Annotated in this window: 23 protein-coding genes and 1 pseudogene; 13 read left to right on the forward strand and 11 right to left on the reverse strand. The window is 65.1% G+C overall.

Annotation, left to right across the window (positions count from 1 at the left end; all coding sequences use genetic code 11):
* Window positions 1-65 precede the first annotated feature (65 nt).
* Window positions 66-1,625 (forward strand): sensor histidine kinase, encoded by a 1,560-nt coding sequence (locus KXD98_RS19880; RefSeq protein ID WP_260760040.1) that lies wholly within the window; start codon window positions 66-68, stop codon window positions 1,623-1,625.
* Complete coding sequence (locus tag KXD98_RS19885) at window positions 1,622-2,311, forward strand: response regulator (protein ID WP_260760041.1); 690 nt, start codon at window positions 1,622-1,624, stop codon at window positions 2,309-2,311. Before KXD98_RS19880 ends, KXD98_RS19885 begins: the two co-directional genes overlap by 4 nt.
* Before the next feature lie 26 nt (window positions 2,312-2,337).
* On the opposite strand, the gene KXD98_RS19890 is transcribed toward KXD98_RS19885, so the two are convergent.
* From KXD98_RS19890 to KXD98_RS19910, 5 genes are all read right to left on the reverse strand, one after another.
* Window positions 2,338-3,420, reverse strand: a complete 1,083-nt coding sequence (locus KXD98_RS19890) for a YncE family protein (RefSeq protein WP_260760042.1) — start codon at window positions 3,418-3,420, stop codon at window positions 2,338-2,340.
* 412 nt (window positions 3,421-3,832) lie between these two features.
* Window positions 3,833-4,117, reverse strand: a complete 285-nt coding sequence (locus tag KXD98_RS19895; RefSeq protein WP_260760043.1) for an STAS domain-containing protein — start codon at window positions 4,115-4,117, stop codon at window positions 3,833-3,835.
* A 75-nt stretch (window positions 4,118-4,192) separates the two neighbouring features.
* Window positions 4,193-5,431, reverse strand: a complete 1,239-nt coding sequence (locus tag KXD98_RS19900; RefSeq protein WP_260760044.1) for an IS256 family transposase — start codon at window positions 5,429-5,431, stop codon at window positions 4,193-4,195.
* Between the two features lie 309 nt (window positions 5,432-5,740).
* A complete protein-coding gene (locus KXD98_RS19905; protein ID WP_260760045.1) occupies window positions 5,741-5,980 on the reverse strand; it encodes a CsbD family protein in 240 nt (79 codons plus the stop codon).
* Between the two features lie 125 nt (window positions 5,981-6,105).
* Complete coding sequence (locus KXD98_RS19910; protein WP_260760046.1) at window positions 6,106-6,444, reverse strand: STAS domain-containing protein; 339 nt, start codon at window positions 6,442-6,444, stop codon at window positions 6,106-6,108.
* 246 nt (window positions 6,445-6,690) lie between these two features.
* Here KXD98_RS19910 and KXD98_RS19915 point away from each other — a divergent pair, with 246 nt between their 5' ends.
* From KXD98_RS19915 to KXD98_RS19925, 3 genes are all read left to right on the forward strand, one after another.
* On the forward strand, window positions 6,691-7,041 hold the full coding sequence (locus KXD98_RS19915) for a DUF732 domain-containing protein (protein ID WP_260760047.1): 351 nt from the start codon (window positions 6,691-6,693) through the stop codon (window positions 7,039-7,041).
* A gap of 137 nt (window positions 7,042-7,178) precedes the next feature.
* Window positions 7,179-7,484, forward strand: coding sequence for a hypothetical protein (locus tag KXD98_RS19920; protein ID WP_260760048.1), 306 nt, complete (start codon window positions 7,179-7,181; stop codon window positions 7,482-7,484).
* Window positions 7,485-7,586: 102 nt separating this feature from the next.
* Complete coding sequence (locus tag KXD98_RS19925; protein WP_260760049.1) at window positions 7,587-7,835, forward strand: hypothetical protein; 249 nt, start codon at window positions 7,587-7,589, stop codon at window positions 7,833-7,835.
* Window positions 7,836-7,840: 5 nt separating this feature from the next.
* Here the strand turns inward: KXD98_RS19925 and KXD98_RS19930 are convergent, their stop codons facing one another.
* Window positions 7,841-8,227 carry a DoxX family protein gene (locus KXD98_RS19930; RefSeq protein ID WP_396881692.1) on the reverse strand — a complete coding sequence of 129 codons (387 nt, stop codon included), beginning with the start codon at window positions 8,225-8,227 and terminating at the stop codon, window positions 7,841-7,843.
* Between the two features lie 93 nt (window positions 8,228-8,320).
* On the opposite strand from KXD98_RS19930, the gene KXD98_RS19935 reads away from it, so the two are divergent.
* Both KXD98_RS19935 and KXD98_RS19940 read left to right on the forward strand, forming a co-directional pair.
* The gene (locus KXD98_RS19935; RefSeq protein WP_260760051.1) at window positions 8,321-9,184 is read left to right on the forward strand and encodes a sigma-70 family RNA polymerase sigma factor; all 864 of its coding nucleotides are present in this window, start codon (window positions 8,321-8,323) and stop codon (window positions 9,182-9,184) included.
* Between the two features lie 87 nt (window positions 9,185-9,271).
* Window positions 9,272-9,424 (forward strand): hypothetical protein, encoded by a 153-nt coding sequence (locus KXD98_RS19940; protein WP_260760052.1) that lies wholly within the window; start codon window positions 9,272-9,274, stop codon window positions 9,422-9,424.
* Window positions 9,425-9,463: 39 nt separating this feature from the next.
* Here the strand turns inward: KXD98_RS19940 and KXD98_RS19945 are convergent, their stop codons facing one another.
* From KXD98_RS19945 to KXD98_RS19960, 4 genes are all read right to left on the reverse strand, one after another.
* On the reverse strand, window positions 9,464-10,231 hold the full coding sequence (locus tag KXD98_RS19945) for a superoxide dismutase family protein (RefSeq protein ID WP_260760053.1): 768 nt from the start codon (window positions 10,229-10,231) through the stop codon (window positions 9,464-9,466).
* 65 nt (window positions 10,232-10,296) lie between these two features.
* A complete protein-coding gene (locus KXD98_RS19950) occupies window positions 10,297-10,968 on the reverse strand; it encodes a class I SAM-dependent methyltransferase (protein WP_260760054.1) in 672 nt (223 codons plus the stop codon).
* Between the two features lie 47 nt (window positions 10,969-11,015).
* Entirely contained in the window at window positions 11,016-12,458 is a 1,443-nt protein-coding gene (locus tag KXD98_RS19955) for a PE-PPE domain-containing protein (protein ID WP_260760055.1), read from the reverse strand.
* A gap of 153 nt (window positions 12,459-12,611) precedes the next feature.
* Complete coding sequence (locus tag KXD98_RS19960) at window positions 12,612-12,902, reverse strand: hypothetical protein (protein WP_260760056.1); 291 nt, start codon at window positions 12,900-12,902, stop codon at window positions 12,612-12,614.
* Between the two features lie 327 nt (window positions 12,903-13,229).
* On the opposite strand from KXD98_RS19960, the gene KXD98_RS19965 reads away from it, so the two are divergent.
* The 4 genes from KXD98_RS19965 (at window position 13,230) to KXD98_RS19980 (ending at window position 16,757) form a co-directional block, all read left to right on the forward strand.
* The gene (locus KXD98_RS19965; protein WP_260760057.1) at window positions 13,230-14,306 is read left to right on the forward strand and encodes an SDR family oxidoreductase; all 1,077 of its coding nucleotides are present in this window, start codon (window positions 13,230-13,232) and stop codon (window positions 14,304-14,306) included.
* A gap of 103 nt (window positions 14,307-14,409) precedes the next feature.
* Window positions 14,410-15,771 (forward strand): wax ester/triacylglycerol synthase domain-containing protein, encoded by a 1,362-nt coding sequence (locus tag KXD98_RS19970; RefSeq protein WP_260760058.1) that lies wholly within the window; start codon window positions 14,410-14,412, stop codon window positions 15,769-15,771.
* A 54-nt stretch (window positions 15,772-15,825) separates the two neighbouring features.
* Window positions 15,826-16,164 (forward strand): helix-turn-helix transcriptional regulator, encoded by a 339-nt coding sequence (locus tag KXD98_RS19975; protein WP_260760059.1) that lies wholly within the window; start codon window positions 15,826-15,828, stop codon window positions 16,162-16,164.
* Window positions 16,165-16,274: 110 nt separating this feature from the next.
* Window positions 16,275-16,757, forward strand: coding sequence for an SRPBCC domain-containing protein (locus KXD98_RS19980; protein ID WP_260760060.1), 483 nt, complete (start codon window positions 16,275-16,277; stop codon window positions 16,755-16,757).
* Between the two features lie 9 nt (window positions 16,758-16,766).
* Here KXD98_RS19980 and KXD98_RS19985 read toward each other — a convergent pair whose 3' ends face one another.
* Complete coding sequence (locus KXD98_RS19985; RefSeq protein ID WP_260760061.1) at window positions 16,767-18,095, reverse strand: ClC family H(+)/Cl(-) exchange transporter; 1,329 nt, start codon at window positions 18,093-18,095, stop codon at window positions 16,767-16,769.
* Between the two features lie 352 nt (window positions 18,096-18,447).
* Between KXD98_RS19985 and KXD98_RS19990 the strand changes: the two are divergent.
* Together KXD98_RS19990 and KXD98_RS19995 are read left to right on the forward strand one after the other, a co-directional pair.
* Window positions 18,448-19,209 (forward strand): annotated as a pseudogene (locus KXD98_RS19990) (class I SAM-dependent methyltransferase); the annotation flags it as partial.
* Between the two features lie 616 nt (window positions 19,210-19,825).
* Window positions 19,826-21,187: a hypothetical protein gene (locus KXD98_RS19995; protein WP_260760062.1), complete on the forward strand. Its 1,362-nt coding sequence runs from the start codon at window positions 19,826-19,828 to the stop codon at window positions 21,185-21,187.
* The last annotated feature ends 156 nt before the right edge of the window (window positions 21,188-21,343 follow it).

The raw sequence follows: 21,343 nt of genomic DNA on the forward strand, positions 1-21,343 counted from the left end.
TAAAAGCGTCATCCACGAGTAAGTGAGATAATAGTTCATTTCGTTCAACGGGAAGGTCGTGCGGAATGCGACGCAGATCGCCGTGGCCGCAGTCGCTGGCCGGTCAGGCCATCGCGCTGCAGATCCTGGTGATCGCGGTGATCGTGGCGCTGGGCAGCACCCTGGCCCTGTTGGATGCGCGTCGCGACGGCAATGCCGCGGCCGAGCAGCAGGTACTCGGCATCGCGGCGGCCCTGGCCGATTCACCGTCGACCGTGACCGCGGTCGAGCAGGGCCGGGCCACGGAGTTGCTGCAGCCGGTGACCGAGGCGGTGCGCACGCACACCGACATCGCGTTCATCACGATCATGGCTCCCGACGGCACCCGGTTCACCCACACCGATCCGTCCCAGATCGGCGGTCGCTACCTGGGCAGTATGGACGCCGCGTTGCAGGGAGAGACCTTCACCGAGGTCTACACCGGCACGCTGGGGCCCTCGGTACGCGCCGTTGCGCCGGTCTATGACGCGCAGGGCCGCGTCGTCGCGCTGGTGGCCGCAGGCATCCTGCAGAAGAGCCTGGCTGAGCGCTGGCGCTCGCAGTTGGCCATCATTGTCTCGATCGGCGTTGGCGCACTGCTTATTTCGTTGCTCGGAGTATGGGGGATCCGCCGCCGGTTGCTACGTCAGACCCGCGGACTGCGGCCCGAGGAGCTGCGCGTGATGTACGACCACCACGACGCGATCCTGCACTCCGTGTCGGAAGGGCTGATCGTGCTGGACAGATCCGGGGTCGCCGTCGTCAACGACGAAGCCCGCCGGCTGTTGTCGTTGCCCGACGGTGAGGTCACCCAGGATGACCTGCCAGAGTTCCTGCGCACCTACAACCCTGGCGCACGCGACGAGGTTCATGTCACCGATGACCGCGTGTTGGTGGTCAATCGGTCCCGGGTGCGCTCGGATGCCGACAGCTCCGAAGTGGTCACCATCCGTGATCGCACCGAATTGCAGGGCGCCCTCGGGGAACTCAACTCACTGAAAGTTCTGACGGACTCGCTGCGTGCCCAAGCCCATGAGTCGGCGAACAAGCTGCACACCATCGTCACAATGGTCGAGATGGGTCGTCCTGAGCAGGCCGTCAGGTTTGCCACCGCCGAGCTCGAACTGTCCCAGCAGCTCGTCGATCGGCTGTCGAACTCAGTCGGTGAGCCGGCGCTGGTGGCGCTGCTGTTGGGAAAGACCGCTCAGGCCAACGAGCGTGGTATCGAACTGACCGTCACCGAGGAGTCCGAGCTGCCCACCGACAGCGACGACCTGTTGCTATCCGGGCAGGAGATGGTCACTGTGGTAGGCAATCTCATCGACAACGCGATGGATGCCTGCGACCCGGCCGACCCATGGGTCGAGGTGACGGTGAACCAGGACCGCGAGAGGTTGTTGATCCGTGTCGCCGACAGCGGAGAGGGTATGGACACCAGGCTGTTTCAGACTGCGATGACGCGGGGGTACTCCACCAAGCCCGGCGCCGACGGGCAGCACGGGCTGGGCCTGGCCCTGGTAGCGCAGGTGCTCAATCGCCACGACGGGCAGCTGGCCGCCGACGTGACGTACGGTTCGGTCGTGACGGTCACTGTGCCGCGCCGATGATCAACGTTCTGATCGTCGAGGACGAACAGTTGATCGCCGAAGCGCATCGGAGTTACCTGCTGCGTCTGCACGGCTTTTCGGTGTCGGCCGTCGTTCACACCGCGCGGGACGCGATGCGTGCGGCCGCCGAGTCGATCGCCGCGGAGTCCCCGATCGATCTCGTCCTGCTCGACATCGGGTTACCCGACGCGAACGGGATCGCGCTCGCATCGGCCTTGTCGGGGCTACGCCCGGCACCGGACATCATCGCGATCACCTCCGAGCGGGATCTGGAGATGGTGCGGGCCGCGGTGGGGCACGGGGCGTTGGCCTATCTGCTCAAACCGTTCACCTTCGCCGCGTTTCGGGATCGCCTGGAGCGCTACCGCCGCTACCGCGAGGCACTGCCGGCCGGACTGGACGCCGCAAGCCAGGCCGAGATCGACCGCGCGCTCGCCGAGCTACGCGTCGGGTCCGATCGCACCGCCGCGCCGAAAGGCGCCGCGCCCGGCACCCACGACGAAATCGCCCGTGCGGTGCGCGATTCGGCCGACGGGGTGACCGCCGATGAGGTCGCCAAGCAGGTCGGGGTATCCCGGGTGACGGCATGGCGCTACCTTGAACGCCTCGCCGAGGACGGCACCGTCGGCCGCCACACCGACTACGGCAAGGCCGGCCGCCCCAAAACCCGCTATCAGTGGCGTTGACCTGCCCGCAACCGAGGTCCCAGGCGTCAGGCGGTGACGGGCTCGCGGGCGCTGGGCAGGCTCAGCGCGATCGGGTCAGTCGCGAGGAGCTCGGAGTACAGGTCCTGCAGTGTCGACTCCACTGCGAACACGTTCACCGCACCGGAGTAGTCGGCGACGAAGAGCCGCGACCCGTCGGCCCGCTGGGCCACGCAAGACGGCCGCGCTTCGGTCTGCAGGCTGTCGATGACGTCCAGACTCAACGCACACACCACGACGACGCGGTCGTAGTCGACGACGTAGGCGCGGGCCTCGTCGGGACTGAGCGAAAGCTGGGTGGGTGCGCCGCCGAGGGCGACGAAGTCGCTGACCCGGTGAGTGCCCAGGTCGACGACATAGATCGCGCCGCCGACGGCACGGTCAGAGGTGAGCACGTACACCGCATCCCCGCCGTAGGCGATGTCGCGGATCGGCGGACCGACCGGGATCACCCGCGCAACCCGGGTGGTTTCCGCGTCGACAATGACCACCTGGCTACCCCGGTCGTCGGTGACGGCAACATAGAGCCGCTTTGCCCGTGGGTCGACACGGATGGCGTCGACGCTGGCTGCAGGTCCGGAACCGATGTCAATGGTGCCGACGCGCTCGGCGGCGGTGTCGATGACCGAAAGCTCGACCCGGTCGTTCACGGCGCGGCCCGCGTAGACCCGCTTTCCGTCCGGGCTGACTGCCAGTGCGCTGACTCCGGAGGCCAGCGGATAGTTGGCGATCACTCCACGGGCGTCCACATCGATCACCATCACTGCATCGTGAGTGGCCGAGGTGACGCTGACGTAGGCCCGGTCGTCGGCGACGACGACGGCCATCGGCTCACCTTCGACGGCGACGGTTCCCATCAGCTCGAGGCCGGCGACGTCGAACAGCGATACGCTGTCGTCGGCGAAGTTCGCGACGGCGAAGGAGCCGTCTCCCGCGGCTGCCGAGCAGGCGACTTCGCCTACTGGGCCGCGCCCGACGGCCAAGCGGCGCTCGAAGGCTCCACCGGACTCGCTGCTCGAGCGAATCGCGCTCGATGCCTGGCGTCTGACGTCGTGAGGTGCATGCCCTGGGGGCACCGCGATTTTTGCCATGTGCTGTGATACCTCCGCCGGCATGTACTGCAACCGGCCTAGATCGGCTGTCCTGGCCCCCGTGTGGGGAGCGACCTGAAACCACTGTAGCGACGGAATTTCAAGGTCACGAACGGCTGGTTTCCCGCAATGAACAAGCGCCCCAACACTTCTCAGGCATCGCTTAAGTTTTTCTTGGCTGATTTCCGATGCTTCCCGCCAGGCCATGGCAAAACAGCCCCTGAACAGGGGCGTCGCAGGATTGGGCGGTACCGCTTGGTGAACGGCCAGGAAACCTTCCGGTAACAATTTCTTAGGTTTGCCCGGCAAAGTGAGCGTTAGATCACAGTGCGCTGGCAGCGACATGTCGCCTGATCGGTGCCGTATCGCTGTGTTCGCCTTCCCAGGGTGGGTGTCTGTGTGCGTGCCCGGCTCAGGCCGGTTCGGCTCCACACAGTGCGGTGACCTCGGCCAACGGGATCAGCCCCTCGGGGTCGCAGAGCTGCAGCACCCGGCGAACCGACGGACTGCCCACCACACACCAGCTGACATCCTCTCGACCCAGATGGGCACTGAGGGCGTAGAGCGCCGAGGCGCCGTCGAAGGCCATGAAGGGCACGTCGGTGAGATCGAGAACCAATGTCGCGCACAGTCCGGCCGCCTCGCGGACAGTGTGTGCGAAATGCTTGGCGTTGGCCGCGTCGATCTCACCGACCACGATAGTGCCCCTTGGGGTGGTGGACTTCGGATCGGCGTGGGTACACGCGTTGTGATCAACGAGTCGTGATGAATGCTAGGCGATTTGGCGTTGTTCGGTGATGGGTTCCGTGGCGGTTTGTTTGGCGGCGATGACTTTGCGCAGCTCAGCCATGGAGATGTCCGACAGGTAGCGCCGGGTGACCTGCCATTCGTCGTGCGCCTCGATGACCACGGCGGTGGCCAACCGCAGGAACGCGGCGGGGTTCGGGAAGATCTCGACGACATCAGCGCGACGTTTGATCTCTTTGTTGAGCCGCTCGATGGGGTTGTTCGACCAGATCTTTTGCCAGTGTCCACGTGGGAACGCCGTGAATGCCAGCACGTCGGGTTTGGCCTCATCCATCATCGCGGCCACTTTCGGGAAGCTGCCCGACAGCGTGTCGGCGACCTGATCCCATTGCGCAGCGACCTCAGCGGGGTCGGTGTGGGCGAAGATCGTCTTGACCGCCGCGGTCACCGCCGGGGCGTGTTTGGCGGCCACCGCCCCATGCAGGTTGCGCATGAAATGGACCCGGCAACGCTGCCAGGACGAGCCGGTGAACTGCTGAGCTACGGCGGCTTTCAAGCCGGCGTGGGCATCGGAGATCACCAGGTGCACCCCGGTCAGGCCGCGAGCCTTGAGCGAGGCCAGGAACTCGCGCCAGAACTCAAACGACTCGCTGTCACCGACAGCGGTGCCCAGCACCTCGCGGGTGCCGTCGATGGAGACCCCGGTGGCCACCACGAGGGCGTGGGAGACCACGTGTGCCCCGACGCGGACCTTGCAGAACGTCGCGTCACAGAACACATACGGAAACTGGGTGTGGGTCAGGCTGCGGGTGCGAAACGCCTCGATCTCCTTGTCCAGGCCGGTGCAGATGCGTGAGACCTCCGATTTGGAGACCCCCGATCCGACACCGAGCGCAGCGACGAGGTCATCGACATTGCGGGTCGACACGCCATGGACGTAGGCCTCCATGATCACCGCATGCAGCGCGCGGTCGATCCGACGGCGCCGCTCGAGCAGCGACGGGAAGAAGGAACCGGCCCGCAGTTTGGGGATCTGGACTTCGATGTCCCCGGAAGTGGTCGATACCGTCTTGGCCCGGTGCCCGTTGCGATGCGTACGGCGATCGTCGCTGCGTTGGTAGCGTCCGGCGCCGATCGTCGCAGTGGCCTCGGCCTCGATCAACGCCTGCAGCCCGGCGCGGATCAGCTCGGCGAACACCGCCCCGGCATCAGCGGACTTGAGCGCATCGAGCTGGGCCAACAAGGCAGAATGGTCCTGGGTCATCGCGTGGTGGTTCCTTTGCTTGAGTCACTTTGGTCGGTAACTCAATGACCACTACGCGATGCCCCACCCCAAAGCCCTCAACGACACACCGAACAGAGTCCGGCCTGGTCAGCCTCAGGCCCGAAACCCCACCACCCCAGGGGACTTACCCCCGACCACCGTCACGGAGACCTCGCGGGTTGCGCCACGTCCACACGCACGAGTCTGAACGGCCAGCGCTGTCGACGCGATCGAAAAGCGTCGACAGTCGGCTGACCTGCTGCGTATGGACGTGACAGTCATCGCGGCGGCGCGCTGCCCGTCAGGCTGCTACTGCTCGGCCTTCTGACGTTCTTCATTGGCTTTCGCGGCTGCGCGCGCGCTCTCGGCTTCGGCTTCCTTCTTCGCAGCTTCGCGCTGCGCATCGGCCTTGTCCTGCTGCGCCTCTCCCTCGCGCTGCAAATCATCGCGGCCGGTCACGACGCCGATAACCTCTTTGGCTTTGCCCTTGGCGCCTTCGACGACACCCTTGACGGCTTCTTCTGGACCCGAGTTGTTGTTGTCACCCACCGAAGTGCTCCTTTGTCGTACTCCAACCCGGCGACCATCAGACGGTGTCCGGGACCAGCATGGCTGTTGGCCGATCGATCTGTTCCCAACCGGCGAAAATCGCAAACATCGCGTGATCCGGGCCTTCAGCTGGCGAAGTTGGTCAGTGCCACGTCCAGGGTGGAGAACATATCGATGTAGTCGGCGATGCCGGTGATCTTCAGCGGGCGGCTGGTGGCGGGACCGTCGGCGACGACTGCAAGCCGGGTTTGCGGCCCGAGCGTGTTACGGCTTGCCATCAACACCTGCATCCCGGCTGAACCGAGGAAGTCCACCTCGGTCATGTCGACGATCAGTCCGGCCGGTTGCCGTTCTGCGGCGGCGTTGATGACTTCCTGCAGCTGCGGCGCGGTCAGCATGTCGACAGCACCCACGGCAGCGACGACAATCACGCCGTCGACCTCGTGTTCTGTGAATTGCTGCACCTCGGGAGCCTCGTCTCGTGCGGGCGCCGCGCATGCGCGGTCGCGGTGTTCGGGAGGCTACGGTCTGAACCCGGGAGAAGACGACAATCTCGACAGCCCGTGTAGACGCCGGAGTCGCCTCCCGAGCGTACCTGATCGTGATCTGCGGCCGCCGGGGGTAGCGCCGCGCCGGGCGCGCGCCGATGCCGCGCCACGGGGAATACACCCGATAGCATCCGCCCTGAACACAAGCCTTCAGGAGGCAGTATGGGCATCCGTCACACACTTGGGTCGGTCCTGGCCACGGCCGTCGTCGTGGTGCCTGGCGTCGTCGGGATGCCGAGCGCATACGCCACCGACCCTGACACCGAGTTCCTCGCGCTGTTGAACACCCTGGGTGTGCGCTTCGCGTCCGAGGAGCAGGCCGTCGAAGCAGGGAACAACATCTGCGGCATCGTGGCCGAGGGCGTGGCCAACGGCGCCGACCCGGCTCGGGTTCGACTCGATCTGGTGCAGTCCCTGCAGGGCGACGGGCTCACCCCAGCCGGAGCCGCGGCGCTCATGCAAGGAGCGGTCAGAGCCTACTGCCCGATGTATCAGTCGGTCGTCAGCGGCTGAGCGGGCGGCACTGCCGAGCCTGTTCTCCACGGAATCTCCACGCAGCCTTCAAGCGTCGCAACGGGCGCTTGCCGACGATGGTGTCACCCAACAAACACCGTGGTCACACCTGACCCACCATCGCAAGGAGTTCCACCATGAAGAAGTTCATCATCGCCGCCGTATTGCCGGTCGGTGCGCTGCTGGCGGTCGCCGCCCCCTCGGCGGCCGCACCGGCAGGGGGTGGTTCGGCCTCGACGACCATCAACCAACTTCGCGCACAGGGTTTCGACGTGCGGATCAGCCGTGTGGGCAGTGCGCCGTTGCACCAGTGCTCGGTGCGCGGCGTCAACAATCACCCGGTGGCACGCCAGCCGTTCGTGGTCAACGACCGCGACGACATCAACGCGTTCCGGGTCCCGGTGACGCCGAAGGTCACCGTGACGTTGGACTGCACCGCCTGAGGCCGGACCGCGCCCTCGACGGCGCATCACCGGAGACGGGGTGTCGAATTCTCGCGCGCGCCTCCCGGGAAAGTCTCGACCTTCACTTTAGATTTGGAGGCCGTGACCACACTGCTCGAGCCGTCGCTGGCAGAACTCGACTTCGAGCCCGACATCCTGTGCAGTTGCCGCAACTTCTGCGGTCCACTGGCTCATCCCGCGCAGTGGTGGGTCAAGCTCTCCTGCGGTTGCTCGTACCCGATGTGTCAACGCGCATTGCGAATCGCCAACGTTCGCTTGAAGATCCGGCCACTGACCTGCCGCCAGTGCGAGACCGCGCAGATCCGGATCAGTTCCGTCGTGCGGATCTGACGGCGCTACCCGATGACCGTCGCGAAGTACGCGGCAGAACACACCGCCAAACCCAGATATCCCATCGGGAAAGCGATGTTGTGCAGCACCCGGGCGCGCAGATGGACAGTGACCGCGGCGGTGAAGAACAGCACCAGCCCTACCGCGGCCGCCAAGCCCAACCACGGCGTCAGAACCAAGCCGGCGAGAAGCCCCACGCCTCCGGCCATCTTCATGGCTCCGAGGTAGGGAATCGCACTCGACGCGACACCCACCTCGGATGAGTTCGCCATCACGAATGGGGCCTGCCGCCAATCCGCAACGGCGACGCCGATGTTGGCCAGGGCACACGCCACCGTGATCGCCAGCAGGGGTGCCACCGTCGCAGCCGTCACGTCAGCACCTCCACCCATCCCGCGTCGGTATGCTCATCACGTCACCGTCCTTCCAGGCCGTCGAACTGCTCTCACTCGTTACGACGTCCGGTCCCCGGGAAAGGTGACGTGGTGATCTCGACTGCCGAATTCGAAGAAGCACGACCGATGCTGCTCGCGGTCGCCTACCGCATGGTGGGCTCGGCTCACGACGCCGAGGACGCGGTCCAGACGGCGTGGTTGCGTGCGCAGTCGTCCTACGGGGCGGCAGTGGCGAATCCTGCTGCCTGGTTGACCACCGTGGTCAGCAGGGTGTGTCTGGACCAGTTGCGGGATCGCCAACGCCGAAACACGCTGACCCGGAATGTGAACCGTGATGTCGACACGGTTGCCGCAGCCGATGAGGACATGCTGCGTCGCGAGGATGTGTCGAGAGCACTGCTGGTGCTGTTGAACGGATTGACGCCGGCACAGCGTGTCGCTTTTGTGCTGCACGACCTGTTCGCGATCCCGTTCGACGACATCGCCGAGGTACTGGGCACGAGCCCTTCAGCGGCCAAGAAGCATGCCAGCAGGGCGCGCGCCCGGATCCGCCCTGGCCCGCCGGACCGTCTGCCAGACATCGAGGATGCCCAGCACCGCACGATCGTCGATGCATTTCTGCAGGCGGCGCGGGGCGGAGATCTGGACCGCATGATTGCGCTGTTGGCGCCGGACTGCGTGCGCCGCGTCGACCCGGCGCTGTTGCCGGACGGCACCCCGGGCACTGTCACCGGATCGGCCGCTGTCGCAACAGAAACCCGTTCGTATCTCGCGCGCATCCGTGTAAGCACGACCCTGAGGGTCAACGGGTGCGTCGTCGATGTCATCGCGCCCGGTGGTCACCCATGGGCGGTCATCCAGGTTCGGACTGCGGACGGTCTGATCACCGAGATCATGATCCGGCCCGTGCGCCACACCGACCGCTTCGCGGCTCTGCCGACAGAAGACCGGTAGACCCGCAGGGGGCACCCGGTTCCAGGTTTCGGCGGCCACCGATTGGACAACCCTGTGCGCGTGCCCACACGGTTATGGAGGTTCGCAGTGGAGCAGAGCAAGATTCCCCCGACGCCTGAGGACGCCACCAAGGCCACGGCTGAGCAGCAGGAACTACAGGACAAGCTCGAGCATCAGGACGAGGACCCCGATGCACCGGCGCGCCACCAAACCCGACACCACATCCCCGACGAGACCTAGTTGTCCGTCGGGCGAGAGGGCGAACCTCAGCGACTCCGGTCAGCCCGCCGGTGCGGGCGATGTCGCCGGGCTGGTCTCGGTGGTCGTGGTTGGCGACGTAGTCTCAGTGACGGTCGGGGTGGTCGTCGTGGTCTCGCCTTCCGGCGTCGGCGTCGGCGACGCCGGCGGCGACGTTTCGACGCCGGGCGCGGGGGACGGGACGACTGTCTCGGTGACGACCGTGGTGGTGATCTGCGGGGCTTCGTCGCCGGCGGGGCTGATCACTGCGCAGGCGATGCGCGTGTCGGCGCCCTCGGTTGAGCCCGGCATGTCGGCACCCTCATGCAGCAGAATCGATGATCCGTTGGGGCCGGTCAGTTCCTCCTCGGTGAACGCATCGGTGGTGGCCACCAGCTTGCCGGCGCCGTCGGAGCGGACCAGCAGCGGGGGCAGATCGCCGCTGGCGGGTTGGCCGGTGCTACCTGGCGCCTGGAAGTGACCGCCGGCCGAGACGAAGTCGGCGCCCTCGCAGCGCCCGAACTCGTGCAGGTGCAGCGCGTGGAACCCTGGCGACAGAGTGCTTCCCTCAACGGTCTCGACGGTCACGGTGGCAAAGCCGTCGGTGAAGTCGATGCTGGCCTGGGCGACGGCTGAACCGTCAGCTGAGCTGAGTTGAGCAGTCAGTACCGGCGCGGGATCGGCCTCTGCGGTCGTGGTCGTCGTGGTGGTAGTCGCGGATTCATCGTCGGCGGACGGGTCGGCGCAGGCTGCCAGAACGGCGGCCGGAGCGGCAAGCAAAGCAATGGCGGCGGTGACATGCTTGTTCATGGCCGGACCGGTACCCGCTCTCAACCATCAGCAAACTACCCGCTCGCACGGATCGGGGCTGCTGGCTAGTGCCGGTGTCTGGCGGTGAACAGCGCGACCGCCCCGACCAGGTCGATGGAGACCTCACGGAAAGCGGAGCTCAGCGCCGCGCGCAGGCCCTCGATGTGATCGTCGGTGTTGTGGAAGATGCCGCTGGCGTTGAAGCGCTTCATGGTCTGACGGCCCAGAAATCCGTGGTGCACATCGCGACCGAGAATGGTCGCCCCGAACAGCACACCGTCGGCTGTCAGGCGTTCGGCGATGTTGCGCACGGCCACGCTCTTGGTGTCCCAGCTGCCGGGCAGGCAGTGGAACAGGTAGTTCGCAGCGGCAGAATCAAACTGTCCAGCAACTGGTAGCGGCGAGAAGACGTCTGCCTGGATCAGCTCCGGCGAATATCTCTGCACCCGTGCGCCCGCCTTCTCCAGACTGTTCGGATTCAGGTCGACCAGTGTCAGGGCAGGCTGCGCGCAGGGAAAGGTCGCGTGGTCGAGGTACCACCCGGTCCCGGGACCGACCTCCAGATGGCGACCGGTGAGGTTCGCGTCGTATTGGCGCAGCATCACTTTGGCGGGGCATCGCCACACGAAACGATTGTTGAATCCGACGACGTAGAGGTCGTAGACCCGCAGCATCGACGATGTGTAGACCGCTGCGCCCCGGCTGACGTCTTCGGGGTCCGGTAGTGAAGGTGTCATGGCAGTCTCATCCTGCCATCCACCGCCGCCGCTTGGCCGCAGGCAGGTCATCCACGACGAGAACCAGCAGCCGCAGACGGCCGCCGAGAATCCCTCCTCACGTTCAGCGCGGAATCCGAGGCGGCGGTATCGGCGCGGAGCTGCCTTCCTGTCGTCACCCGTTCAGGGTCGGCGGATTGACCTTCCGTCGTCGATCCGTCGGGGGTCTGCTCACCTGTGAGCGCGTCGTCGCCGGTATCGAGATCTGTCGGCTCAGCCGCCCCGCCCAGGTCGGCGGTGGCTGGCGATACCTGCGGCTCGGAGCTGTCTGCGCGCTTGGCTTCGCGTCTGGCCTCGGTGGGGGTGGCCGGCGAATCGTCGTAGGGGTCGACCGAACCCGCGTAAACCGGAGGGCCGCCCACCCCGTAGGGGCTCGTGACGGGCGCCGTCCCGAACGGCCGCAGATCGGGGTCACCGGTCAGGTAGCTGATCGCGTCGTCCCATCCGGTCGGAATCGCGATAGCGAAATTGATTGCGGTACGAAATAAGTCGGGTGCGTAGAAAAAGCGGGCCGGCGTCGGCTGCCCGGGGTTGACGGTGCGGTCGTAACCGGTTTCGATCAATACCCGCAACGGCGCGTCGAGTGCGAGCGCCAGCGGCTTCCCGGCCCACGGAATCCAGGTCAGCGGTGTCAGCAGCGGCGTAACCGGCGTCGGGATCAGGTAGTAGCTGGTGTCCTGGTAGCGACCCTGCAGCTGCGGGTCGCCCGCGTCGAAGTAGTTGCCGTGCACCGAGACTGTGCCGACCACGGCGTTCAGCACGGCCAGCAGGTTCAACGGATTGGTGGGGAAATCAACCCACCCGTCGTACTGCCGGGCGATGTCGACGGTCGTCAGAGGATTCGCCGATGATGAGGACGTCGAGGTGGCTCCGTCGAAGGTGATGCCGAGAAAGGGCACATAGGCGCCGACGAATCGTTCGAGGATGCCGCCATTGGGCCGGTTCGGATTGGCCAGCATCAAGAAGTTCACCCGGGCATCGACCGGGTTGGCGATCAGCCGTAGCTTCTGCTGGGAAGCTACCGTGGCGCTCGCCGAGTACGCGTACACCAGGAATGCGTCGTCATCGATGATCCGAGATCCCGTGCTGGTGTACGGGTCGTCGGTCACCGTACAACTCACGCCGCGGATGCAGTTGTCGAGGTTCGCCAGCCCGATGGCCACGGACCGATCGAACGACATGTCGAAAAGACCGGTGACAAACCGGATCTCGCCAGGGCTGTACGCCGCGATGAGCGAGCAGTCGTGACCGCACAGCCCACTGGGCTCGATATAGTCCGCGTTCGCATCCGCGACGTACTTCGCAATGAACTTCGGCGTATCCTGAGGAACACTCAATGCGTGCGACGTTCCGCCCATGATGAGCGCGCTCGCAGCCCGGCTGACTGCCGCCGAAGCGACTGCCAGCACGATCACAAGCGCAGCGGCCAACGCGGCCACTACCGATGACATCACCCGTGGTCGCATCAGTCCCCCTCGCTGCCGGCAGGCCAAGGTGACCTGACCTCGGGGCGGTGCGATTCGGTACGCCAGAGGTCGCCGGTAGGTTCCACGCTGAACCTACCGGCAACGCCTCTCTAGTTCGCTGAAATTGCTCGTCTTCGTCTAATTCTGTTCCTCGTCGGACTTGCTCAGCGCCCGGTCGGCGGTCTGAATCAGGTTGCGGTTGAATTGATACTGGGCGGCAACGAGCTTGTCCGCCAGTTCGATCGCCGCGTCCACGAGTTTGGTGCGCAGCGGCTGCATTGCCTCTGGCACGGCTTCGTTGACCGCATGACGGAACGTTCGCAGTGCTTCTGCTGCCGCATGCTGGCCCATCTTGGCCGAGTCCCGCACCTCGTCGAGCAGGTCGGCTGACGCCGAAGCCTCATCGCGCTTCTCCACAACATCAGACATATCCGGTCCTTTCTGTGTCGTTGCAGGTAGTGCCGGGTTCGGGGTGGTTCCCGGTCGTTCCCAGTTGTTGTTCTGTCGGGGTCGACGCTATTGCGGGCCGACGAGAACGCACTACGGCCGAAAGTCCGCGGAATCGCCGACCAAAAGCCTTGACGGCGACCAACCGGCAACCTGCTCGTCATCTGCTGACACAGGACGGACGCCCGCAGGGCCAAAGGTTGATGAGGTTGGTTGCCTTTGGCCCTGCCCGACCGGGAGGGCATGCTCGAGCATCGACACTGTAGTGGCGTGCGGCTCAGCCGACCGACGACGATGGTGGAGTTGCGTATGTCTGTGCTGATGACCGGTTTCCCGGGTTTCCTGGGCAGCTCGCTGTTGCCACGAATCCTGCAGCGCACCGACAGTGAGGCGATCTGCTTGGTTCAGGGCCGGTTCATCGACGCCGCCCAGCGGCGCTTGACCGAGCTGGGCGCCACCGACCGCGGCCTGCCGCAACGGGTCCGGGTGGTCGAGGGCGATATCACCCAATCCGGTCTTGGGCTGGACCGGGAAATCCTGCGCGGAGTCACCGAGGCCTGGCATCTGGCCGCGGTGTACGACCTGACCATCGCGCGCGACATCGCGCACCAGGTCAACGTCGTCGGGACCCACAACCTGCTCAACGCGCTGGAATCGTGCACCGCTCTGACCCGGCTGCATCATGTCAGCACGTGCTATGTCAGCGGACGCTACGCCGGTCCGTTCCGCGAGGATGATCTGGACGTGGGCGCACCGTTCAACAACTTCTACGAGGAGTCGAAGCATCTCGCCGAAGTCGAGGTGCGGCAACGCATGGCCGGCGGGATGCCCGCCACGATCTACCGGCCCTCGATCGTCGTCGGGGACAGCCGATCCGGTGAGACGCAGAAGTACGACGGTCCCTATTTCGTCATGCAGTGGCTGCTGCGTCAGCCACACCGCGCGGTCCTCCCGGTGGTGGGTGACCCGGAGACGATTCGGGTCAATCTGGTGCCGCGCGACTTCGTCGTCGACGCGATGGCACACCTGAGTGGTCTGGATACTTCCGCGGGTCGCACCTACCACCTGGCCGACCCCACACCACTGACCGTCAGCGAACTGATTGATGTCCTGTCCACAGCCACCGGACGGATCGTCATACCGATTCCGTTGCCGCGCAACATGGCCAAGGCGGCGATCCGCCGTGTCCCTGGCGTCTACCGCATGTTGCGGATGCCGGCCGAAGCGGTGGACTACTTTGCCCACCCGACGTTCTACCTGACGGACAACCTGCGGTCTGACCTGGCCGGCAGTGGTGTCCAGCCGCCGCCGTTTCCCAGCTATGTCGAGCGACTGGTGGACTTCATGCGGGCACACCCCGGCATCGGTTCTGCGGCGATGTACTGAACCGGACTCGGGCCACGCGCCCGCTTAGGGCACAAAGTCACCGATTCCGACAAGCCGATGTGACGGAGGGCGCAGCGTTCTAGCGTGAGCACAGGAGTACACGATGAACGATTTCATGCGCAACAGCGACGCTTTCACCTGGTCGATGGAAAGCGATCCGCGGCTCAGATCGACCGTGGTGACAGTTCTGATGTTGGATCGAACGCCGGATTGGGATGAGGTCCGTGAGCGGGTCGAGCGACTGAGCCAGGAACTGCCGATGTTGAGGCAGACGGTGGTCGCGTCCCCTGCCCCGGCGCCCCCGCGATGGCAGGAGTGCTCCGATTTCGATCTGGACTTCCATCTTCGCAGGATCGCCGCACCGTCGGGCGGCGCCTTCGACACCGTGTTGGAGCTCGCCCGCCTCGCGCAGATGGAGGACTTCGACCGGGCCCGACCGATGTGGAAGTTCACGCTCATCGAGAATCTGCCCGATGGCGAGGCTGCCGTTCTATGCACCTTTCACCACGCACTGACCGACGGTGTGGGCGGCGTGCAGATCGCTATGACGTTGTTCGGCCTCTCCCCTGAGTTACCACCCGTCGATGGCTCGGCGCGCCAGATCCCGCAGCGGTCCGCGCTGGCGGACTACCGCGCGTCGGCACGTTATGGCGTCGGACTGCTCGGCGCCGCGGTCTCCGGGGCGCTGTCCACGGTTCCCAGGCTGTTGGTCGACAGCGTCCGCAGTCCGGTGCAAACCCTCGGTTCGGCCGCAGGGCTGGCGGCTTCGGTCTACCGCACGGTGCGACCCGTCAGTTCCACCGGATCGCCGCTGATGACGCAACGAACGCTGATCCGCCGACTCAGCGTGCTGGAAGTGCCGATGCCCGAGCTCCGCGAGGCGGCTCACCGCTCAGGCGGTGCACTCAATGATGCATTCGTGGCAGGGATCACCGGTGGCCTTCGCCGCTATCACGAAAAGCACGATGCCGGCGTGGATGCGCTGCACCTGAGCATGCCGATCAGTCTGCGGACCAACGGTGACGCTCCTGGTGGCAACCGGATCACCCTGATGCGGTTCGACATTCCCGCGGGCCTGCCGGACGCGGCCGAACGAATCCGCCAGATCCACCGCCGCACCGAACGGGTGCGACAGGAGAAGTCGTTGCCGTACACCCAGGCCATCGCAGGAGTTCTCAACCTGATGCCTCGGTGGTACATCGGATCGATTCTGCGCCACGTCGATTTCGTGGCCAGCGATGTGCCGGGAATCCCCGTGCCGGTCAAGCTCGGGGGCGCCGAGGTTCGCATGCAATACGCGTTCGGCCCGACGATCGGTTCAGCGGTCAATGTCACGCTACTCACCTATGTCGATACCTGCGCACTGGGCATCGACGTCGACAGCGGAGCGATACCGGACATCGAAGTGTTCAACGAGTGTCTACGGGCCGGCTTCGACGAGGTCCTGGCCCTGGCCGCAGAATAGACGGCGCCGAAGTATTCCTTGACAGGAATATGTCACCTCTCGTAGCTTGGCATCATGCAGGCAACGACCTTGGGCGCCCTCGCTGAGCCGAACCGCCTGAGGATCGTCGAACTGCTACGGGCCGGGCCGATGTCGGTTGGCGAGATCGCCGACTCCCTCGCGATTCGACAGCCGCAGGTGAGCAAACACCTTCGGGTACTGGGAGATTCGGGGATCGTCGTCGGCGAGGCGCTGGCCCGGAAGCGCATCTACCATCTCGAAGCCGCACCGTTCGAGGAGATCGGGCAGTGGGTCGAGTCCTTTGCTCACCTGTGGGAGAGCCGCCTCGACTCGTTGGGCCGATACCTCGATTCGATCACCGAAGGGACCGACGATGAGCCGACCGGCCGCTGAATCGGTCAGGTATCTCACCCAACTCGATGCCCCAACCCGAACGCGGATCGCCGAGTTCATCTCGCCCGCCGCGTCGTAACTGACGATCGGAGATTCCCATGCTTTCGCAAATGTTCAAGAAGACCAAGACACTTCGCCTCGAAAGGACCTACCGCGCCCCGATCGCAACCGTGTGGCGAGCCTGGACCGAGCCCCAGATGCTGCGCGAGTGGTGGGGCCCGGAGAAGACCTTTGTCCCCGAATGCGAAATCGATCTGGTTGTCGGCGGTCGAATCTACATCGTGACGGAGGCCGGCGAGGGTATGGGCAAGTACCAGGGCACCCGGTGGCCGATGTCGGGCACCTTCACCCAGATCGAAGCGCCGGTCCGGCTGCGTTATGACGCCCGCTCCTGGACCGAGGGCGAAGAGGATGGGTCAACAATCCAGCACACCAACAACATCACCCTTGCCGAGGACGACGGCGCGACAGTCGTGCAGTTGCACATCGCCATCACCGCGATCGGGCCGAAGGCGAAGATGGCAGCTTTCGGGATGAAGTGGGGTTACAAGGCACAGCTGGACAAGCTCGAGCAGTTGCTGTCGAGGACGTGAGCTCGACGCTCACTGGCCCTGCGCAGGCGGGCTTTCCGGCTTCAGCCGTTCCCTGAGGCTGTCATAGATCGGTTGTGACCCCAGCAGGTGTGCAGTGAGAACCGCTGTGGCAGTGGCGGCCAGCATCGGTAAGGCGACCGACGTCGTCGCCGTCATCTCGATCACGATGACGATGCCGGTCACCGGCGCCCGCACGGTGGCACCGAAGAACGACGCCATGCCCACCAGTGCCATGGGGATGGCAAGATAGGTGACGTCTTCGGGCCAGACGGCATTGAACGCGCCGACGAAGAGAAGGCCCCACAGCGCGCCCACGGCGAGTAGCGGAGCGAACAAGCCACCGGGAACGGCCGCAGAGTACGACAACGGGCCGGCGACAAAACGCACGATCAGGTAGCCGACAACAACCGGCAGAACGAAAGTGTGACCACTCAAGATGAGTTGGGTCAGCGTGTCGCCGCCGCCGACACCGAGCGGCAGCACGAACATCGTCAACCCGATGATGGCGCCGATGACCGTCGCTTTGGCGACAGTGGGGATACGGCGAAGTTGGCTGACCCGGTCGACGAACCACAGCACGAGCGCGTTGTATGCGACCCCGAGACCACCGACGAGCACACCGAAAACGACGAACAATGGCAGCCATCCGAGCGCGGGAGCACCGATCGGGGCAACGTGAAAATCAGGGTGATTGCCAAGCAAGAGCCGCGAGCAACCCACCGCGGTGGCTGCGGCGAAGATGGTCGCCACCACCGTGTGGATGCGGAAGGACTTTGTCACCTCCTCCAGCGTGAACAGCGCCCCGGCGATCGGGGCGTTGAATGCGACGGCCAGACCTGCGCCACCCAGCGCCGTCTGCATCATTCTCACCTCGGGATCGGGCAGCCGGGCGCGCCTGGCCGCTTCGGCCCCGACCGCGGCGCCCATGTGCACCGTCGGCCCCTCACGTCCCAGGACCAGTCCCGATCCGATCGACAACACACCGCCGACGAAGCGGGCTGGTAGCAGTCGAATCCGCGGCAGTCGAGCATCCCCGCGAAAGACTGCCTCGACGTGCTGGATACCGCTTCCCGCAGCGAGCGGCTCCCAGCGCACGATCAGCGCGGCCAACGTCGCACCTGTCGCTGCGGCCAGCATCGGGATCAGGAACGAAGGTCCGGGCAATTGGTGAGCAAAGTCGACGAGCTCGATGCGCAGGCGATCAGCCGCCTGCAGGCACCAGCGGAATGCCCCGCCCACGAATCCGATGACGACGCCCGCCGACGCGGCCGTCACACAGATCAGGACAGACACGCGCGCGGACGGAGGAAGTCCGTCCGGCGCCGGCGGCGCGGTCATGACGCGAGCAAACCGTTCTCCTCCGTTGCCGAGTTGCCCGGGCCTATAGTGTGGCAGACCCCACGGCGGCTCATCCCACCGAAGCGGCCCGTGTCCCGGCACCCAGCTGCCCACCGAACCCGCATCTGGCAATGATTTTCATTAACAGCGCAGGCGCACTACCATGGCCTTGGGATTTGACGGCCAGCTCGGTTCTGCCGTGACCCAATGAACGAAAGCGGATGCAGCCGAACGATAGTCAGCCACCTTCCGAGCGCAGCGAAAGGTACCTCTGTTGAACAGCCCGCTCACCGAGACCCCCGAGTCCGTGCCGACACAACCGCCCGCACCTGCAGGTGGGGCAACTACGGCAGTGTCCTCGTTGTTCACGTCGATCGAGACGTTGCAGGGCGACAAGCCGTGGGGCAGCTTCCTTGACTCCGGTACAGGCGTGAAGTCTTTGGAATGGATCTTGAGCCTGCCGACCGATCGGTGGACGGCGATCACCGCTGCCCAGAGTATGGCGGACACGACCCGCGAGTCGCTGGGTGAGCGCATGCGTGCACAGGATCGTCTGCTGGTGGGCAACTGGGTCAACGACAGCTTGCTGACCGGCGAGTCGTTCGACACCGTGCTGGTGGACTACCTCGTCGGCGCTATCGAGGGTTTCGCGCCGTACTGGCAGGACCGGGTATTCGAACGCCTGCGGCCCTTGGTCGCGGACAACGGACGGCTTTATGTGATCGGCTTGGAGCCTTACGTCCAGTTCACGCCGGAGACCGCCAGCGGCAAAATGATCTGGGAGATCGGCCGAGCGCGCGATGCATGTCTCTTGCTCGCCGGAGAACGACCCTACCGCGAGTACCCGATGGACTGGATGCTGCGCAAGCTCGGTCTCGCCGGCTTTCGGATGATTGATGCTCGGCGCTATCCCATTCGCTACCGTGCGCCCTACATCCACAGCCAGCTCGACATGTGCCTCAATCGCCTTGAGCGTTTCCACAGTGCGGATCTCGGTGCCGCCATGCGCGGGTATGTCGAGGAACTGAGGACGCGCGCGCTTGCTCTCAACGAGCAGGAGGGCGGTTTGCGTCACGGCTTTGACTACGTAATTGCCGTCGAACCGATGTCCTGAAGCACGCAAAATCTCCTCACTGCCCCGGTCGCCCCGTAATCATCAACGGTAGCGGCCGGGGTTTGATGGTTGTGTGCGTGCATTAGCGGGCCGGAAACGATGTGTGCCAGACGTCGTCGAATCCGTGAGCGGCAACTCCAAGCAAGGACCCCGTGTCGGTTCATGGCCTCCACGGGGTCCTTCACTTCGGGGTGTCAGCGACCGCCAGCGGCGATCACTTGCGTCGCGTGCGCAAGCCGTTCCATCCATTGGCTGTCGCGGCCAAGGCCACTGCGAGCCAACGCCTTCCGAGGACCATGGCACCCAGTGCGGCAATCAACCCAGTCCACACGAGCGGGGATGTCCACGGTGTGGTTCTACTGGTGGGGACAACAGCGAGGTTCTCCGCGCCGTTGTCCTGGGCGGCAGTCCCATGGTCATGGTCGTGATCGTGGTCATGACTGTGCGAGTGGTCATGATCGTGGTCATGACTGTGCGAGTGGTCATGGTCATGGTCGTCATGGTCGTGGCTTCCTGACGCGTGGTCATGCGAATGCCCTTGTGCGCCATGGTCATGGTCGTGGCCTGATCCATCGTGGTCATGGCCGTGGGACATACCGGCTAGCGCGTAATGGTCATGGCTGTGATCATGGCCGTGATCGTGCGTGTGGCCTGCCAGAGCTACTGCGCCATGGTCGTGCGAGTGGCCGTGAGCAATCGCGCCGGCCTCGTGGCTATGACCGTGATCGGCTCCGGCGTGGCTGTGTCCGTGGTCACCGCCGCTATGGCTATGGCCGTGACCGCCACCATGGCTGTGTCCGTGGTCGCCGCCGCTATGGCTGTGGCCGTGACCGCCGTCGTGGCTGTGGCCATGATCCCCACCGCCGTGGCTGTGGCCGTGGTCGCCGCCGCCTACATAGCCCTGGCCGGCGCCGCGGGCCCGGGGGCGCTCTCCCGGTGCGTGGTCATGGTCGTGGTCGTGGTCGTGGTCGTGGTCGTGGTCGTGATCATGGTCATCGCCATCATGATCGTGGTCGTGATCATGGTCATGATCATCGCCATCATGGTCATGGTCGTGATCATGGTCATGGTCGTGATCATGGTCATGATCATCGCCATCATGGTCATGGTCGTGATCATGGTCATGATCATCGCCATCATGGTCATGGTCGTGATCATGGCCGTGGCCGCGATCACGCTGGAACAGTGCTCCAGAATCGTTGCGGGATACGACTTCTCGACCCGCACGCATCTCGGTGTCTACATCTTCGCCAATGTCGTTGCGGCCGGGAGCAACATCCAGATCGATTCGGCGGTCAGCACCTCGATCGCCTCCGCCTCGTGTGGAGTTGGCCCGCACCAGCGGCTCTTCGTCAACGACGCGCTGCGCGCGATCGACGATGGCGGGCTCGGGCGTGGGGGCAGTTCGACGATCGTCGACGTGCGGGCTCTGCTCGTGATCACGGTCACGCTGGACTTGCGCTTCAGACTCATTGCGCGAAACAGCCTCTCGACCCGCCCGCGTCTCGGTATCCGCGCCGCCACCGGCATCGTTGCGACTCGGCGAGAAGTCGCGGACGACCGGGCGGTCGTTGCGGTTACTGCCGCGATCTCCGCCTCGACGATTGGGATTGCTTCCCACCGCAGACTTTTCATCGGCGCCACGCTGAGTGCTGCCTACTGCCCTGCGCTCGAGTCCCCGGCCGCGTTCGAGTCCACCCCGCTCCCCGATGCCCCGACGGAAACCGCCGTCGCGGCTGCGGTCGCTCCCAGACCCGCGGGTGGTGCTACCGCGATCGCTAGACCCCGACGAGCGAGTGCTGCGGTCTGCGGGACTCTGCGGCAGCAAAGGCCGTTGATGATTGGCCAGATCGACGTCAGCGTTGCTGACGACCCGCTCGCGGGAAACCACGGTGGTCGACTCGGCGCCCTCGAAGTCATATGCAGTGCTGTCGACCCCGTATGCACCGATCAGTACGACGACCGATGCTGCCGATGAAACCGTCCACAACCACCGTTCGCGCACGCTTTGAACCCCGATTCTGTTGAAGTCACGCCTAGGCGAGCACTTTAATGGAAACGGTTGTCATTAGCAATTGAATGCGCTAACGCGCCCCGGGGCGTCACGGTCTGCGAAAGCCCCAGCCGAACATGT

The sequence above is a fragment of the Mycobacterium sp. SMC-4 genome (assembly GCF_025263265.1).
GTDB lineage: Bacteria > Actinomycetota > Actinomycetes > Mycobacteriales > Mycobacteriaceae > Mycobacterium.